Source organism: Citrobacter sp. Colony219, assembly GCF_019382635.1.
Classification (GTDB): Bacteria; Pseudomonadota; Gammaproteobacteria; order Enterobacterales; family Enterobacteriaceae; genus Citrobacter; species Citrobacter youngae.
Genome location: NZ_CP080033.1, coordinates 2,058,458 through 2,075,874, shown reverse-complemented (window position 1 = coordinate 2,075,874; position 17,417 = coordinate 2,058,458). Strand labels below are relative to the sequence as shown.

Genomic DNA, 17,417 nt, shown 5'->3' with positions numbered 1-17,417 from the left:
TTGAAAAGTGCAAAGAATAACAGAGTTATTGATGAACCGTTAAGGTCCACTGTGCTGAAATTGGTATCAGAGTATCTATTGGATTGTTATTATGAGCCAGCTAACAGAAAGCACTTTTCATTCTTCCAGACCCGCCACAAGTTTTAGTCTTTTTTGTCGTCTGACAACCGGACAATGGCGGCCAGGTAAATTTTGGCATCAACGAAGCTTTCGCCGTAAGTTTGTATGGCGCTCATTGCTGATGCCACGATTAACACGTGAATGGATGGCTGAGCTGGCGCAATGGCCGGATCTCGAAAAAATTCTCGCGATCCAACCCCGTATACCGGTTCGCCTGCATCGCGCGTATCTCGCAGTAAACCTTGACCGTAAAGCAAAACTCGATGCTGTGCGTTTTCATTACAATGTTATTCGCAACGCTTTTTCATCGACAGAATTTAATGATTATTTAAGTGCCGATGGGTTACAACTGGCACAAATTGAAGGCAAAGACAGCGCAATATACACCATTATAATGTCATCATTTATTGCCCTGGATAAAGAAGGTGAAAGTACCATTCTTGTCCGTAATAGTGAGGGCGAGACATTAGCAGAAATGACCTTCACCCTGTGCAACTATGAAGGGCGCAGCGCGCTTTTTATTGGTGGCTTGCAGGGGGGTAACCGATTAATGCCGCACGAAGAAATTCAAAAAGCGACAAAATCATGCCATGGTTTGTTTCCTAAACGTATTGTAATGGAAGCTATTTGTCGTTTTGCAGAACAATTGAATATTGAACAAGTACTGGCCGTCAGCAATGACCAGCATATTTTTCGCAGCCAGCGTTACCATGATAAAAACAAGGTTATTCTTTCTGACTACAATTCATTTTGGGAGTCAGTTGGCGGCGAATGTGACAGCAATGGCTACTATCATATTCCGCGTACGCTGGCGCGTAAAAGCGAAACAGATATTGCCAGTAAGAAGCGCGCGGAATATCGCCGCCGCTATCAGTTACTCGACAGTATCCACTCGCAGTTATCAGTCATGTTCCGCCGCTAATCCGCTCGCCCGCGTGCTAACCACAGCACGCGGGAGAACATTTTCCGCAGCAACGTTGGCACCGCTTCAACACCGCGTCGCCCCGCTTCCATCGCCACTTCAATCGCCAGATCCGGTTTTGACGAGCGATGGATCGCCTTCGCTATAATTTTCCGCATATTCATCGGCACATTTTCCGGTATTTGCGCCACCCGATGAAAAACGTCCGAGAACCCCTGGCGGTACATAAAGTGTTCCATATCCAGCGCAGGTAACATGGTCAAATGCTCGCGCTCTTCCTCTTTGTCATCGTTCAGCAGGCTGCGTACCGTGGCCGCATACTTTTTCCCCGCCTCATCGCCATCGACCAACACATGCCACTCAATTCCCATCCGGCGGGCAAACTTCACCAGGGGTTTAAGCCCTGACTGGGCAAATTCAATGACTTTAATCCCTTCGGCATCAAAGTGATGCCCACACTGACGAGCCAGTTCGTTAATGACCCATGTTTCTGTTTCTCCCTCCACCAACAGCCAGCAACGGGCAAACAGTGAAGACGCCCGATTAAAACGGATATGGAAGGCAATGCGCCGCCCATCTTCCGCATTGAGTCCTCCCGGTCCCAGTCGCCAGGCCGCGACGCGGGAAGATTCTCGAACCAAACGGACCACATGTTCAACGGGCGTAAGCGATAACAGTTCACCAGAGTTGGTCGTCGTCACCCGCTGTAGGGGAAGCAGATTCAACAGTTGCCAGGCAACAGACAACATAATGGGGTGTAAGCGCGTTTCAGGATCTTCTACCAGTAGCAACGGACGAGCATCTTTATCCAGTCTTAGCGACCCTTTGGCCTGTAACAGCGTAGAAAACAGTCCCAGCAGAATCACACGGTGCGTGCGCCCTCCGGGTTTATCAATCATACGGTTGATAATATCCAGATAACGCCAGCTGCGTTGCTCGTTGTTGGAGCGTCGGCGCATCAGACGATAGCGGGATTGACCGGAACCTTGTTCTGAAAAGTAGTGCTCCAGCAGTTGAACCATCGCCGAAAGCCCCTGGCGAATCTGCCCATCTGTCAGATTCTGCGGTCGGGTGGCCAACTCACGTGCCATAAAATCCAGTTGGCGTGCAGTCACTTCAACATCCGCGGAATCCGGCACCGTTCCATTACGGATGCGCCGCATAAAACGCGCATCACGTAAACGTAATACTGGCATCAAACGCACCAGATGACGCGCCTGATCGTTAATATTGTCGATGGGTAATGGGTGGCCTTCGCCATCAAGAAAACTGCGTAATGTCAGGACGCTGCCGTCATCAGCGCACTCGCCTTCCAGCCGATAAAATATACGGTGATAGTTATCATGGCACGGCGACCAGCACGCTTCTAACGGGCGATATCGACGCACACGATGGCGACCCGGTTGAGATTCACGAAATGTCAGGACAATATGCAGATGATGTTCCCGGCCCTGGATGTCACCCGGCGGGAACCAGAAATCTTCGCGGTTAAAGTGGTACAAATCCGACTCTGGCGACAACAGCAGGGTTAACGCATCCAGCAGGCTGGACTTACCCCACGCGTTTTCCCCAATCAGCACGTTGTTTTGCTCCAGCATCAACGACAGCCGATTAATACCACGAAACCCAACAATCTCAACGCGTTCGAGAATCATATAGCCTCCGGAAATGCTCACTTTTTCCTTCAAGTTATCAGGAGTATAACGGTAAGCGGGCGCTCAGAACACCCGATATCATCCGCAGATAAATCGAAAGAGTTAAGAATATTCTCTTTAAAAATTACTTTTGAATATAATTTCAGACGTCAATCATCAGACTTCTGATAACTGAACTATGCTTTATTCACCTGAACTCCAAAAAGGATTCGCATCACATTGCCTTAAATCAAATTTTTTTATTAATTTAAGTGGCGAAGGGATGAGATTTTTTTCTAGAATAAGCGCGTTTTAATCATCGTCCCTTTTAGCGATGAAATACCGGGATAGAAAAACTAACCCGGAACTTTTAATTGAGGTGGTTATGTTCAGGAAATTAGCAGCCGAATTCTTCGGCACGTTTTGGCTTGTTTTTGGCGGGTGTGGTAGTGCCGTTCTGGCCGCGGCTTTCCCGGAGTTAGGTATTGGGTTTGCCGGTGTCGCCCTGGCCTTTGGTCTGACAGTATTAACCATGGCATTCGCTGTGGGTCATATTTCAGGTGGCCATTTTAACCCAGCAGTGACATTCGGTTTATGGGCTGGTGGTCGCTTCCCGGCGAAAGACGTTATTGGTTATGTTATTGCTCAGGTTGTGGGCGGCATTGTAGCAGCAGCAGTACTTTATCTTATTGCCAGCGGCAAAGCCGGTTTTGATGCAGCAGCCAGTGGCTTCGCCTCAAACGGTTACGGTGAGCATTCACCTGGCGGGTATTCCATGCTTTCTGCCATCGTAATTGAAATCGTCCTGACCGCAGGTTTCTTATTAGTGATCCACGGTGCGACCGATAAACATGCTCCGGCAGGTTTTGCGCCAATTGCCATCGGTCTTGCATTAACGTTGATTCACCTGATCAGTATCCCGGTCACCAATACATCCGTAAACCCGGCTCGTAGTACTGCGGTTGCTATCTTCCAGGGTGGCTGGGCATTACAACAGCTTTGGTTATTCTGGGTTATGCCGATTATCGGCGGGATCGTCGGCGGTCTTATTTACCGCACCCTGCTGGAAAAACGCGATTAATCGCTAACAACAAGGCCTGATGAATTGTCAGGCCTTTTTTTCCTCGCTATATTTCCTTTTATTTGCAACTTTACTCCCCTCTTTGCTTTCAGTAGTGTGTATATCCGTCATACTTCAAGTTGCAGATGTGTTGACTGCGCTCGCTCCCCCCAGTTACGTACTTATGTACGCTCCCGGGGATTCACTCCCTTGCCGCCTTCCTGCAACTTGAATTATTTAGGTTATAGTTGTGCATTTCGTCTTACTTCTCAGCAAGGATCGGAGTTTCATGTTCTCAGGGCTGTTAATCATTCTGGTCCCCCTTATTGTGGGTTACCTCATTCCGCTTCGACACAGAGCCGCATTAAAACTTATCAATCGGCTGTTGAGTTGGATCGTCTACCTTATTCTCTTTTTTATGGGGATCAGTCTGGCGTTTCTGGATAATCTCGCCAGTAATCTGTTATCCATTCTTTATTATTCTGCCGTTAGTGTGACGGTCATTCTGCTGTGTAATATCGCAGCGCTGCTGTGGCTGGAGCGCTCACTTCCCTGGCGACACAGCCACCAGCAAGAGAAGCTCCCCTCCCGGATCGCGATGGCGCTTGAGTCGCTACAGCTTTGCGGCGTCGTGGTGCTGGGTTTTCTGTTGGGTCTTAGCGGATTGTCGATGCTGCAGCACGCGACCGAAGCCAGCGAATATACGCTGATCTTTTTATTATTCCTGGTCGGGATCCAACTGCGAAACAGCGGTATGACATTAAAGCAGATTGTACTGAACCGTCGGGGCATGATTGTTGCCGTGGTCGTGGTGGCCAGTTCTCTGCTGGGCGGCGTCATCAATGCGCTGATCCTCGGCCTGCCGTTGAAAACAGCACTGGCGATGGCATCGGGTTTTGGCTGGTATTCCCTGTCAGGCATTCTGTTGACCGAATCATTCGGTCCAGTAATTGGCAGCGCCGCCTTCTTTAACGACCTGGCGCGTGAGTTGATTGCCATTATGCTGATCCCTGGACTGGTGGTCCGCAGCCGTTCAACCGCATTGGGTCTTTGCGGGGCGACGTCAATGGATTTCACGCTGCCCGTGTTACAACGCAGTGGCGGTCTGGAGATGGTTCCCGCAGCCATTGTGCACGGCTTTATTCTGAGTCTGTTAGTGCCACTGTTAATGGCCTTTTTCTCCGCCTGATACACAGACAAATACCTCTCTGGCGGTAGTCAGCTACCGCCAAAATTGCGCTAAATCAATCTCCCTGCAAGTTGTAGCAGAAATCCCTTTAATCCCTTCGCGCGCAGGCATAACCTTAAACATGTATATCAAATATAACTTTAAAAGGTGTGACCATGTTTTGTGTGCAATGTGAACAAACCATCCGTACTCCGGCAGGAAACGGCTGCTCTTACGCGCAGGGTATGTGCGGTAAAACGGCTGAAACCTCCGATCTGCAGGATCTGCTGATTGCTGCCCTACAAGGTCTGTCTGCATGGGCTGTTAAAGCACGTGAATACGGCATCATCGACCATGAGGTTGATAACTTTGCGCCGCGTGCATTCTTCTCCACGCTGACCAACGTGAACTTCGATTCCCCGCGTATTGTTGGCTATGCTCGTGAAGCTATCGCCATGCGCGATGCACTGAAAGCGCAATGCCTGAACATTGATGCTAACGCAACTGTTGAAAACCCGATGGCCGACCTGCAACTGGTCAGCGACGATCTGGGCGACCTGCAACGTCAGGCCGCTGAATTCACCCCGAACAAAGACAAAGCGACCATCGGTGAGAATATCCTCGGCCTGCGTCTGCTGTGTCTGTACGGTCTGAAAGGTGCGGCAGCTTACATGGAGCACGCACACGTTCTCGGCCAGTACGACAACGATATCTACGCTCAGTACCACAAAATCATGGCGTGGCTGGGTACCTGGCCTTCCGATATGAATGCTCTGCTGGAGTGTTCAATGGAAATCGGCCAGATGAACTTTAAAGTGATGAGCATTCTGGATGCCGGTGAAACCACGAAATACGGTCACCCGACCCCAACTCAGGTCAACGTAAAAGCAACCGAAGGGAAGTGCATTCTGATCTCCGGTCACGACCTGAAAGATTTGTACAACCTGCTTGAGCAGACTGAAGGCACCGGTGTTAACGTCTATACCCACGGTGAAATGCTGCCGGCGCACGGCTACCCGGAGCTGCGTAAGTTCAAACACCTGATCGGTAACTACGGCAGCGGCTGGCAGAACCAGCAGGTTGAATTTGCTCGCTTCCCTGGCCCAATCGTCATGACCTCTAACTGCATCATCGACCCAACCGTTGGCGCATATGATGACCGCATCTGGACCCGTAGCATCGTCGGTTGGCCGGGTGTGAGCCACCTCGAAGGTGATGACTTTGGTCCGGTTATTGCTCAGGCGCAGCAGATGGCTGGCTTCCCGTACAGCGAAATTCCGCATCTGATCACCGTTGGTTTCGGTCGTCAGACGCTGCTGGGTGCAGCTGATACCCTGATTGACCTGGTGAGCCGTGAAAAACTGCGTCACATCTTCCTGGTTGGCGGCTGCGACGGCGCACGTGGTGAACGTAACTACTTCACCGATTTCGCCACCAGCGTACCAGACGACTGCCTGATCCTGACTCTGGCCTGTGGTAAATACCGTTTCAACAAACTGGAATTCGGCGATATCGAAGGTCTGCCGCGTCTGGTCGATGCCGGTCAGTGTAACGATGCCTACTCTGCCATTATCCTGGCGGTCACGCTGGCGGAGAAACTGGGTTGTGGCGTGAACGATCTGCCGCTGTCTCTCGTGCTCTCATGGTTCGAACAGAAAGCGATTGTTATTCTGCTGACCCTGCTGTCGCTGGGCGTGAAAAACATCGTGACTGGCCCGACTGCGCCTGGCTTCTTCACGCCAGATCTGCTGGCAGTTCTCAACGAGAAATTTGGTCTGCGTTCCGTGACCACCGTTGAAGAAGACATGAAGCAACTGCTGAGCGCGTAAGGAGTAAAGAATGACAATGCCAACTCATCAGTGCCCATGGCGGATGCAGGTTCATCACATCCATCAGGAAACGCCGGATGTATGGACAATTTCGTTGCTGTGCCACGACTATTATCCGTACCGCGCCGGGCAGTATGCACTGGTCAGCGTACGTAATTCAGCGGACACGCTGCGTGCTTACACCATTTCTTCAACGCCGGGCGTTAGCGAATACATTACGCTGACCATCCGCCGCATTGACGAGGGTGCAGGTTCGCAGTGGCTGACCCGTGACGTGAAGCGCGGCGACTACATCTGGCTGTCCGATGCCATGGGTGAATTTACCTGTGAAGATAAAGCAGAAGACAAGTTCCTGATGCTGGCTGCCGGCTGTGGCGTAACGCCAATCATGTCGATGCGTCGCTGGTTGGCGAAGTACCGTCCACAAGCCGACGTGCAGGTGATTTTCAACGTTCGCTCGCCAGAAGATGTCATCTTTGCCGATGAATGGCGTGAATATCCGGTGACATTAGTCGCTGAAAACAATGCCACTCAGGGTTTTGTTTCCGGCCGACTGACCACCGAACTGCTGAAGAACGTCCCGGATCTGACCTCGCGTACCGTGATGACCTGTGGCCCGGCACCGTATATGGATCTGGTCGAAAAAGAAGTGAAAGCGCTTGGCGTAACACGCTTCTTTAAAGAGCAGTTCTTCACACCTGTTGCCGAAGCCGCCACCAGTGGTCTGAAATTCACCAAGCTGCAACCCGCACAAGAGTTCTATGCGCCGGTGGGCACGACGCTACTGGAAGCACTGGAAAGCAACAAGGTTCCGGTCGTTGCCGCATGCCGTGCAGGCGTTTGCGGCTGCTGCAAAACCAAAGTGGTTGACGGTAACTACACGGTCAGCAGCACCATGACGCTGACCGATGCGGAAATTGCGGAAGGTTACGTTCTGGCTTGTTCCTGTCATCCGCAGGGTGATCTGGTACTTGCGTAAAGAGTCATTGCCGGATGGCATACTTATCCGGCCTACAAGAACCGTTGTAGGCCGGACGGAGTATTAATACCGTCATCCGGTCATTTATCACCGCCAGGCTGAATTGCCGCCCAGGGCATATTTTCCCGCGCCCAAGAACGCCACCGCCATCGCGCCAACAAAAAAGTACACCAGACTTTCAATCGCCCATGCACCGGTTTTATCCAGTGTCCAGGTTTCGCCCATCCCGACCATCAGCCATGCCACAACCATCGTAAACGCCAGCCCTAATGCCGCCGGGCGTGTCAGGATCCCAAGAATAATCAGACACGGCGCTACAACCTCTCCCAGCAGAACGCCGTACGCAATAAAGCCCGGGAAACCTTTCGCTATCAGCATGCCGCTGATGCCATCAATACCCGCGAACAGTTTATGCAGCCCATGAAACAGCATCAGTCCACCGACAGCAAGGCGTAACAAAAACTTGCCAAAATCTTCGTGAGCCAGTACCCGGTTAACTGTATTTAATAGTTTTATAACCATTTGAATTTATTCCTTGTTTCACCATGTGCAATTAACAAACTACGCTTAATACAGATTAAATGAAACCTGCCGGAAATAAGGGGTAATGAGAAGCATAACGATTATCTTCATCTAAACTTGTAACCGGTATCACATTAGAGGAGAAGGAAAACCATGAAACAAACGGTTGCCGCTTTTATTGCTAAAACACTCGAACAAGCTGGCGTTAAACGTATTTGGGGTGTGACGGGAGACTCGCTCAATGGCCTTAGTGACAGTCTGAATCGTATGGGCACGATTGACTGGATGCCAACCCGCCATGAAGAGGTTGCCGCTTTTGCCGCAGGCGCAGAAGCCCAACTGACCGGTGAGCTGGCCGTCTGTGCCGGCTCATGCGGACCGGGAAACCTGCACCTGATTAACGGCCTGTTTGATTGCCACCGCAACCATGTCCCGGTGCTGGCGATTGCCGCGCATATTCCCTCCAGTGAGATAGGCAGTGGTTATTTTCAGGAGACCCACCCGCAGGAGTTGTTCCGCGAATGTAGCCACTATTGCGAGCTGGTTTCCAGCCCTGAGCAGATCCCCCAGGTGCTGGCTATAGCTATGCGTAAAGCGGTGCTCAACCGTGGCGTCTCCGTGGTGGTATTACCCGGCGACGTGGCGCTGAAGCCCGCCCCTGAAAGCGCCACCACGCACTGGTATCATGCGCCACTCCCGGTAGTTACCCCGGAAGAAGAAGAGCTGAGAAAACTGGCGCAACTGCTGCGCTACTCCAGCAATATCGCCCTGATGTGCGGCAGCGGCTGCGCCGGTGCGCATAAAGAGCTGGTTGAGTTTGCGGCTAAAATCAAAGCCCCGATTGTTCACGCTCTGCGTGGGAAAGAGCATGTTGAGTACGACAACCCGTACGACGTGGGTATGACCGGGTTAATTGGCTTTTCATCCGGCTTCCATACCATGATGAATGCCGACACGCTGGTTTTGCTCGGCACCCAGTTCCCCTATCGCCCGTTCTACCCCTCTGATGCCAAAATTATTCAGATTGATATCAATCCCGCAAGCATTGGCGCACACAGCAAAGTGGATATGGCGCTGGTAGGCGATATTAAATCCACCCTCCGCGCCCTGCTGCCGTTGGTGGAAGAAAAAACCGAGCGACAGTTCCTGGATAAAGCGCTGGAACACTATCGCGAGGCGCGTAAAGGGCTGGATGATTTAGCCAAACCCAGTGATAAAGCCATTCACCCGCAGTATCTGGCACAGCAAATCAGCCACTTTGCCGCTGACGACGCCATCTTCACCTGCGACGTGGGCACGCCAACGGTTTGGGCGGCACGCTATCTGAAAATGAACGGCAAACGCCGCCTGATTGGATCCTTTAACCATGGGTCGATGGCCAATGCCATGCCGCAGGCGCTCGGCGCACAAGCGACCGAACCGGGACGCCAGGTCGTCGCCATGTGCGGTGACGGCGGCTTTAGCATGCTGATGGGCGATTTTCTGTCGGTGGTGCAAATGAAGTTACCGGTGAAGATTATTGTCTTCAACAACAGCGTGCTGGGATTTGTGGCGATGGAGATGAAGGCTGGCGGTTATCTGACCGACGGCACCGAACTGCACGACACGAATTTCGCGCGGATTGCCGAGGCCTGTGGCATCACGGGCATTCGAGTGGAGAAATCCTCAGAGGTTGATGAGGCGCTGCAACGCGCCATGTCAATCGATGGTCCGGTTCTGGTCGATGTCGTTGTGGCGAAAGAAGAGCTGGCAATCCCGCCGCAGATCAAGCTCGAACAAGCCAAAGGTTTTAGCCTGTATATGCTGCGCGCAATCATCAGCGGACGCGGTGATGAAGTGATCGAACTGGCGAAAACTAACTGGCTCAGGTAAAACATCCTTATTAAACCACACACAAAATCATTCATGATGCATCAAGGCGGCAAGCCCGAAAATCCCCAGGAGCATAGGAATACTATGTGACTGGGGTTTGAGGGTGAGGCCAACGCCGAGGCAGCTTGAAGGATGAAGTGTAATAAGGAGATACCATGATTGATTTACGCAGTGATACCGTCACCCGACCCAGTCGCGCCATGCTCGAAGAGATGATGGCCGCCCCGGTCGGGGACGACGTCTACGGTGATGACCCTACCGTTAATGCCCTCCAGCAATACGCAGCCGAGCTTTCTGGCAAAGAAGCCGCCATTTTCTTACCTACCGGTACTCAGGCGAACCTGGTGGCCCTGCTCAGCCATTGTCAGCGCGGCGAAGAGTACATTGCCGGTCAGGGCGCGCATAACTATCTCTACGAAGCGGGTGGCGCAGCGGTGCTTGGTAGCATTCAACCGCAACCCATTGATGCCGCGCCGGATGGCTCCCTGCCGCTGGACAAAGTTGCAGCAAAAATCAAAGCAGACGATATCCATTTTGCCCGCACCCGTCTGCTCAGCCTGGAAAACACGCATAACGGCAAAGAGCTGCCGCGCGAGTATCTGAAAGAGGCCTGGGAATTCACCCGGGAGCGCAATCTTGCCCTGCACGTCGACGGCGCGCGTATTTTTAACGCCATCGTCGCCTATGGCTGTGAGCTTAAAGATGTCACGCAATACTGCGACTCGTTCACCATTTGTCTTTCCAAAGGTCTGGGAACGCCGGTAGGCTCGCTGCTGGTCGGCAGCCACGAGTACATCAAGCGTGCCATTCGCTGGCGCAAAATGACCGGCGGCGGAATGCGCCAGGCGGGTATTTTGGCGGCGGCCGGACTGTATGCGCTGAAAAATAACGTGGCGCGTTTGCAGGAAGACCATGACAACGCCACCTGGATGGCGGAGCAACTGCGCGAAGCAGGGGCGGACGTCATGCGCCACGACACCAACATGCTGTTTGTTCGTGTTGGCGAAGAGCACGCTGCCGCGCTGGGCGAATACATGAAAGCACAAGGCGTGCTGATTAACGCCTCGCCGATTGTGCGCCTGGTAATGCATCTGGACGTATCACGTGAACAACTTGCTGAAGTCGTCGCCCACTGGCGCGCTTTTTTAACCCAATAAGGAGATGGGCGTGCCGCAACGGATTTTGGTTCTTGGCGCCAGTGGCTACATTGGTCAGCATTTGGTACAGGCGCTCAGTCAGCAAGGGCATCAGGTGTTGGCTGCGGCACGTCGCATTGAACGACTGGAAAAGCAGCAACTGGCCAACGTCAGTTGCCATAAGGTCGATTTGAATTGGCCAGATAACCTTACGCCGTTGCTGACCGGCGTTGATACGGTTTATTACCTGGTCCATGGCATGGGTGAAGGCGGTGATTTTATCGCCCACGAACGTCAGGTGGCGATGAACGTGCGCGATGCGCTGCGTAATACACCGGTCAATCAGCTTATTTTCCTGAGCTCATTACAGGCTCCCCGGCATGAACAATCCGATCATCTGCGTGCGCGGCAAATAACCGCTGACACCTTGCGTGAATCAGGCGTGCCGATGACGGAATTGCGTGCGGGCATTATCGTGGGGGCAGGTTCTGCTGCCTTTGAAGTAATGCGCGATATGGTTTACAACCTGCCGGTTCTCACCCCGCCACGCTGGGTACGCTCGCGTACCACGCCTATCGCGCTGGAGAATTTGATGTATTACCTGGTGGCACTGTTGGACCATCCCACACAACATCACCGCATCCTCGAAGCCGCCGGGCCGCAGGTGTTGAGCTATCAGGAACAGTTCGAGCATTTTATGGCGGTCAGCGGTAAACATCGCCTGCTCATCCCCATTCCCTTTCCTACCCGCTGGATTTCGGTCTGGTTTTTAAACGTCATTACGTCGGTGCCGCCGACCACGGCCAAAGCGCTGATCCAGGGCCTGAAACACGACCTGTTAGCCGATGATACCGAATTACGTGCGCTGATCCCGCAAAAGCTGATTGCCTTTGATGACGCAGTGCGCAGCACGTTGAAGGAAGAAGAAAAACTGGTTAATTCCAGCGACTGGGGTTACGACGCGCAGGCGTTTGCCCGCTGGCGTCCTGAATATGGCTATTTTGCCAAACAGGCTGGCTTTAGCGTAGAAACCTCCGCCAGCAAAAAAGCGTTGTGGCAGGTCGTGAACCGGCTCGGCGGCAAAGAAGGCTACTTCTTTGGCAACATTTTGTGGAAAACGCGTGCGGCGTTAGATCTGCTGGTCGGCCATAAGCTGGCAAAAGGCCGACCACAACACCCGCTATTACAGGTTGGCGATACTGTCGATAGCTGGAAAGTTATCATTGTTGAACCCGAGAAACAGCTGACGCTGCTGTTTGGAATGAAAGCGCCTGGTTTGGGTCGCCTGAGCTTCACACTGGAAGATAAAGGCGATCACCGACGCATTGATGTACGCGCCTGGTGGCATCCGCACGGCATGCCTGGCCTCTTCTACTGGCTGTTGATGATCCCCGCCCACCTGTTCATTTTCAGAGGGATGGCGAAGCGTATTGCCAAACTTGCAGAACAAATCACAGACTAATGCGAAAAAGAGACTGTATTCTTTCATGTTTCCCATTGCATACAGACGTAATTCACGGAAGAATGCGCACGACGTTTTTTAAACACAGTGGATTGATATGAAGGTACTGGTTACCGGAGCCACCAGCGGCTTGGGCCGAAACGCGGTTGAGTTTTTATGCAGCAAAGGCGTCAGCGTCAGAGCCACCGGTCGCAACGAAGCGATGGGCAAACTGCTGGAAAAAATGGGCGCAGAATTTGTGCATGCGGATTTGACCGAGCTGGTTTCTTCGCAGGCAAAAGTGATGCTTGCCGGCATCGACACGCTGTGGCACTGCTCCAGTTTTACCTCACCGTGGGGAACTCAGGAAGCCTTCGATCTGGCTAACGTTCGCGCTACTCGCCGCCTGGGCGAGTGGGCCGTGGCCTGGGGCGTGCGTAACTTCATTCATATCTCCTCGCCGTCGCTCTATTTTGATTATCATCACCATCGCGATATCAAAGAGGACTTTCGTCCGCACCGCTTCGCCAATGAATTTGCCCGCAGCAAAGCAGCTGGCGAAGACGTGATCGCGTTGCTGGCGCAGGCCAACCCGCAGACGCGTTTTACGGTATTGCGTCCGCAAAGCCTGTTCGGGCCACACGATAAGGTCTTTATCCCGCGCCTGGCCCATATGATGTACCACTATGGCAGCATCCTGTTGCCGCACGGCGGAAGTGCGCTGGTAGATATGACCTACTACGAAAATGCAGTGCACGCGATGTGGCTGGCAAGTCAGCAAGCCTGCGATAAGCTGCCTTCGGGTCGCGCGTACAACATTACCAACGGCGAGCATCGTACTCTGCGCAGCATTGTGCAGAAGCTCATCGACGAGCTGAATATTGATTGTCGGATCCGCTCAGTTCCCTACCCGATGCTGGACATGATTGCCCGCAGCATGGAGCGTTTAGGCAATAAATCGGCAAAAGAGCCAAAGCTGACGCATTACGGCGTCTCGAAGCTAAATTTTGATTTTACGCTGGATACTACCCGCGCTCAGGAAGAGTTGGGTTATCAGCCCATTGTGACGCTGGATGCAGGGATTGAACGTACCGCGGCCTGGCTGCGCGACCACGGTAAGCTGCCGCGTTAACCATTGCCGGATGGCGGCGCAAGCGCCTTATCTGGCCTACAAAAAACCAGCCCAAATTAGCCGTAGGCCTGATAAGCGAAGCGCCATCAGGCATTGGTGTTCTGCGTTAACCCTGCCCGTATTTTTCCAGTAACGCTTCGGCAATCGCCTGAGTTTCTGCGTCCGCCACGCCGTTCCACAACGTGGGGCGGAAGTGCATCTGGAACGCCATAATCACCCGCTGCTGTTCGCGCGGCGTCATTTCAGATTTTACCTCATAGCCGTAACGCGACAGCAGATCGAGTAAAGATGCGGTTTCTACCGGCGTATGAGGCGCTCGCCCGGCAAGATAAAACGCCACACGCTGAGCATCCGGCCACGCGCCAATGCCCTGTTCGGCCAACACTTTCCATGGGAAAAGCGGTCCGGGATCGTCCTTTCGTTGCGGGGCGATGTCCGCATGGGCTACCACGTTCTGCGGTTTGATGTCGTAGCGGGCGATAATATCTTTCGCCAATGGGATCAGCGCCTGAATCTGCGCGGGCTCAAACGGCGCAAAATATTTTATCCCTGCCGATTTTTGCCAGCCGCGGTTTTCCAGCTCAATGCCAATTGAGGTATCGTTAATACGCGTAGCGCCACGCCAGAAGCTAATCCCCGCATGCCAGGCCAGATCTTTTTCCGGCACCAGTTGCCAGATACGCGGTTTGCCGTGGTAGAGCGGCGGCACAGCCGGGATCAAATAGTGCGAGCTGACGTTTTTATCGGTCAGCGTAGCCAGAGAAGAGTCAAAATCATCGGCCGTGTAATGGATAACCAGCACTTTAATGCGTGGATAAGCAGCCTGTGCCTGACGGCGGGTATCTAACTGATACCCGTCTTTGTCGACAATCCCTTTTTCGCCAGCACATCCCACCAGCAACAGCGTAAATGCCAGCAGACACAACAGACGCTTCATCGGCGAGTTTTCACCGCCGTGCCGCTGACGCTCACCATCAGCATACTGCCGTCTTTGCCCACGGTTTCGTAATCAATATCAATACCGACCACCGCATCAGCACCCAGCGCTTTGGCCTGTTCACCCAGCTCCTGGAAAGCAATTTCACGCGCTTTACGCAGCTCTTTTTCATACGCGCCGGAGCGACCGCCGACAATATCGCGAATGCCGGCGAAAAAATCGCGGAAAATGTTCGCGCCTAAAATGGCTTCGCCAGTCACAACACCGCAGTATTCCACGATGCTCTGCCCTTCCAGCGTAGGGGTAGTCGAAAACTGCATGGTTAATCTCCTTTTTGCGCTAAGAGCACGATCTCAAAAGCATTATCGAACCGATCCACTATCATTGAAAGGATATATTCTATCAACGTAGAACACTAATAGTAGAAAGCTAATAAGGAAATCATTATGCGCTACTCGAAACTCTCTCTGCTGGTTCCCTGTGCACTCCTTCTCAGCGCCTGTACTACCGTGACGCCGGTCTATAAAGATAACGGCACGCGTAGCGGTTCATGCGTAGAAGGCGAGCCAGACAGCGTGGCTCAACAATTCTATGATTACCGTATTCAGCATCGAAACAACGATCTTACCGCCCTGCGCCCATACCTCAGCGACAACCTGGCTAAACTGCTGAACGATGCCAGCCGTGATAACGCGCATCGCGCTCTGTTTAACAGCGATCCGTTCTCCAGCCGCGCCACACTTCCGGACAGTGCCAGCGTCGCCAGCGCATCAACCATTCCGAATAGCGATGCACGCAATATTCCGCTGCGCGTCGAACTCAAACAAGGCGATCAGAGCTGGCGCGATGAAGTGCTAATGATCCGCGAAGGCCAGTGCTGGGTGATCGATGATGTGCGTTATCTGGGCGGCAGCGTACACGCGCCAGCCGGGACGCTGCGCCAGTCTGTCGAAAACCGCTAACTGCCCCATTCACCGTCAAAATCATAAACCCCTTAAATTGTCTGGCATTCTGCATAGAATGCCGACAATTATTCTTGCCCGCTGGTAGCCCCGCTATTTTGTGCTATGTTTAGATAAGAATGCGGTTTGCATTTAACTTTTAACGCATAAATATTGCATAACTATTCTGTCAAAGGTAGTATCTGCGGCTTCAATAGCTATCAGACTGCCAGTATCGAGTGTCAATGAGTATTCAATTAAACGGCATTAACTGCTTCTACGGCGCACATCAGGCGCTGTTCGATATCACGCTGGATTGCCCTCAGGGTGAAACACTGGTGTTACTTGGCCCAAGTGGAGCCGGGAAAAGCTCGCTACTGCGCGTACTCAACCTGCTTGAGATGCCGCGCTCGGGCACGCTCTCTATTGCGGGTAACCGTTTCGACTTCACGAAAACCCCGTCAGATAAAGCCATTCGGGATCTGCGTCAAAACGTGGGCATGGTCTTCCAGCAATATAATCTTTGGCCGCATCTCACGGTGGTGCAGAACCTGATTGAAGCGCCCTGCCGCGTACTGGGTCTGACAAAAGAGCAAGCGATGGCGCGTGCCGAGAAACTGCTGGAACGTCTGCGTCTGAAGCCGTACAGCGATCGCTATCCACTGCATCTGTCCGGCGGCCAGCAGCAGCGTGTGGCCATCGCCCGCGCGTTGATGATGGAACCACAGGTGCTGCTGTTTGATGAGCCTACCGCAGCGCTTGATCCGGAAATTACCGCCCAAATCGTCAGCATCATTCGTGAGCTGGCAGAAACCAATATTACTCAGGTGATCGTCACCCACGAAGTGGAAGTTGCTCGTAAAACGGCCAGTCGCGTGGTGTACATGGAAAACGGTCATATCGTCGAGTTTGGGGATGCGAGCTGCTTTGCCAACCCGCAAACCGAAGCGTTTAAAAACTATCTTTCTCACTAAGATTCGGGACAATACAATGAAAAAAGTTCTGATTGCCGCGCTAATCGCAGGTTTTAGCCTTTCCGCTACCGCAGCCCAAACCATTCGTTTCGCCACCGAAGCGTCTTATCCTCCGTTTGAATCGATCGATGCTAACAACAAGATCGTAGGGTTTGACGTTGATCTGGCGAATGCGCTGTGTAAAGAGATTGACGCCACATGTACCTTCACCAATCAGGCCTTCGACAGCCTGATCCCGAGCCTGAAATTCCGTCGTTTTGACGCGGTGATGGCCGGTATGGACATCACGCCTGAACGTGAAAAACAGGTTCTGTTCACCACCCCGTATTACGACAACTCTGCGCTGTTTGTTGGCCAACAGGGTAAATACACCAGCATTGATCAGCTGAAAGGCAAAAAAGTCGGTGTTCAAAACGGTACTACGCACCAGAAATTCATCATGGATAAACATCCGGAAGTGACTACCGTGCCGTATGACAGTTATCAGAATGCCAAACTCGATCTGCAAAACGGTCGTATTGACGGCGTCTTTGGTGATACCGCAGTAGTAACGGAATGGCTGAAAGACAATCCGAAACTGGCCGCGGTTGGCGACAAAGTCACGGATAAAGATTACTTCGGTACCGGTCTGGGCATTGCTGTGCGCCAGGGTAATACCGAGCTGCAGCAGAAATTTAACGCTGCGCTGGAAAAAGTGAAGAAAGATGGGACTTACGAGACCATCTACAACAAATGGTTCCAGAAGTAATA

16 protein-coding genes are annotated in these 17,417 nt (G+C 52.5%); 12 read left to right on the top strand and 4 right to left on the bottom strand.

Annotation, left to right across the window (positions count from 1 at the left end):
- Positions 1–91 precede the first annotated feature (91 nt).
- The gene (locus tag JTI85_RS09070; protein ID WP_199974782.1) at positions 92–1,042 is read left to right on the top strand and encodes a VirK/YbjX family protein; all 951 of its coding nucleotides are present in this window, start codon (positions 92–94) and stop codon (positions 1,040–1,042) included.
- Here JTI85_RS09070 and JTI85_RS09065 read toward each other — a convergent pair.
- Positions 1,039–2,697, bottom strand: a complete 1,659-nt coding sequence (locus JTI85_RS09065; protein ID WP_048212060.1) for an ATP-dependent endonuclease — start codon at positions 2,695–2,697, stop codon at positions 1,039–1,041. The genes JTI85_RS09070 and JTI85_RS09065 overlap by 4 nt on opposite strands.
- Positions 2,698–3,061: 364 nt before the next feature.
- On the opposite strand from JTI85_RS09065, the gene aqpZ reads away from it, so the two are divergent.
- The 4 genes from aqpZ (at position 3,062) to hcr (ending at position 7,712) form a co-directional block, all read left to right on the top strand.
- Positions 3,062–3,757, top strand: coding sequence for an aquaporin Z (aqpZ, locus tag JTI85_RS09060; RefSeq protein ID WP_048212061.1), 696 nt, complete (start codon positions 3,062–3,064; stop codon positions 3,755–3,757).
- Positions 3,758–4,025: 268 nt separating this feature from the next.
- The gene (locus JTI85_RS09055; protein WP_101741491.1) at positions 4,026–4,925 is read left to right on the top strand and encodes a lysine exporter LysO family protein; all 900 of its coding nucleotides are present in this window, start codon (positions 4,026–4,028) and stop codon (positions 4,923–4,925) included.
- 155 nt (positions 4,926–5,080) lie between these two features.
- On the top strand, positions 5,081–6,733 hold the full coding sequence (gene hcp, locus JTI85_RS09050) for a hydroxylamine reductase (protein ID WP_048212063.1): 1,653 nt from the start codon (positions 5,081–5,083) through the stop codon (positions 6,731–6,733).
- 10 nt (positions 6,734–6,743) lie between these two features.
- Positions 6,744–7,712 (top strand): NADH oxidoreductase, encoded by a 969-nt coding sequence (gene hcr, locus JTI85_RS09045; RefSeq protein ID WP_048212064.1) that lies wholly within the window; start codon positions 6,744–6,746, stop codon positions 7,710–7,712.
- An 87-nt stretch (positions 7,713–7,799) separates the two neighbouring features.
- Here the strand turns inward: hcr and JTI85_RS09040 are convergent, their stop codons facing one another.
- Complete coding sequence (locus JTI85_RS09040) at positions 7,800–8,234, bottom strand: DoxX family protein (protein ID WP_048212065.1); 435 nt, start codon at positions 8,232–8,234, stop codon at positions 7,800–7,802.
- Positions 8,235–8,387: 153 nt separating this feature from the next.
- Here JTI85_RS09040 and poxB point away from each other — a divergent pair, with 153 nt between their 5' ends.
- The 4 genes from poxB to JTI85_RS09020 all read left to right on the top strand — a co-directional run bounded on the left by poxB (position 8,388) and on the right by JTI85_RS09020 (position 13,815).
- Positions 8,388–10,106, top strand: coding sequence for a ubiquinone-dependent pyruvate dehydrogenase (poxB, locus tag JTI85_RS09035; RefSeq protein WP_048212066.1), 1,719 nt, complete (start codon positions 8,388–8,390; stop codon positions 10,104–10,106).
- A 155-nt stretch (positions 10,107–10,261) separates the two neighbouring features.
- Positions 10,262–11,263: a low-specificity L-threonine aldolase gene (ltaE, locus tag JTI85_RS09030; protein WP_219352453.1), complete on the top strand. Its 1,002-nt coding sequence runs from the start codon at positions 10,262–10,264 to the stop codon at positions 11,261–11,263.
- Positions 11,264–11,273: 10 nt separating this feature from the next.
- The gene (locus JTI85_RS09025) at positions 11,274–12,704 is read left to right on the top strand and encodes an SDR family oxidoreductase (RefSeq protein ID WP_219352452.1); all 1,431 of its coding nucleotides are present in this window, start codon (positions 11,274–11,276) and stop codon (positions 12,702–12,704) included.
- A gap of 97 nt (positions 12,705–12,801) precedes the next feature.
- Positions 12,802–13,815 (top strand): NAD(P)-dependent oxidoreductase, encoded by a 1,014-nt coding sequence (locus JTI85_RS09020; RefSeq protein ID WP_003840192.1) that lies wholly within the window; start codon positions 12,802–12,804, stop codon positions 13,813–13,815.
- A gap of 106 nt (positions 13,816–13,921) precedes the next feature.
- Here the strand turns inward: JTI85_RS09020 and JTI85_RS09015 are convergent, their stop codons facing one another.
- Positions 13,922–14,752, bottom strand: a complete 831-nt coding sequence (locus tag JTI85_RS09015) for an N-acetylmuramoyl-L-alanine amidase (protein WP_116360257.1) — start codon at positions 14,750–14,752, stop codon at positions 13,922–13,924.
- Positions 14,749–15,072: a heavy metal-binding domain-containing protein gene (locus JTI85_RS09010; RefSeq protein ID WP_001160725.1), complete on the bottom strand. Its 324-nt coding sequence runs from the start codon at positions 15,070–15,072 to the stop codon at positions 14,749–14,751. Before JTI85_RS09010 ends, JTI85_RS09015 begins: the two co-directional genes overlap by 4 nt.
- A gap of 126 nt (positions 15,073–15,198) precedes the next feature.
- Between JTI85_RS09010 and JTI85_RS09005 the strand changes: the two genes are divergently transcribed.
- The 3 genes from JTI85_RS09005 to artI all read left to right on the top strand — a co-directional run bounded on the left by JTI85_RS09005 (position 15,199) and on the right by artI (position 17,415).
- Positions 15,199–15,714: a lipoprotein gene (locus tag JTI85_RS09005; protein WP_219352450.1), complete on the top strand. Its 516-nt coding sequence runs from the start codon at positions 15,199–15,201 to the stop codon at positions 15,712–15,714.
- 224 nt (positions 15,715–15,938) lie between these two features.
- Positions 15,939–16,667: an arginine ABC transporter ATP-binding protein ArtP gene (artP, locus tag JTI85_RS09000; protein ID WP_003027295.1), complete on the top strand. Its 729-nt coding sequence runs from the start codon at positions 15,939–15,941 to the stop codon at positions 16,665–16,667.
- A 16-nt stretch (positions 16,668–16,683) separates the two neighbouring features.
- Positions 16,684–17,415, top strand: coding sequence for an arginine ABC transporter substrate-binding protein ArtI (gene artI / locus JTI85_RS08995; RefSeq protein ID WP_003027298.1), 732 nt, complete (start codon positions 16,684–16,686; stop codon positions 17,413–17,415).
- Positions 17,416–17,417: the final 2 nt, after the last annotated feature.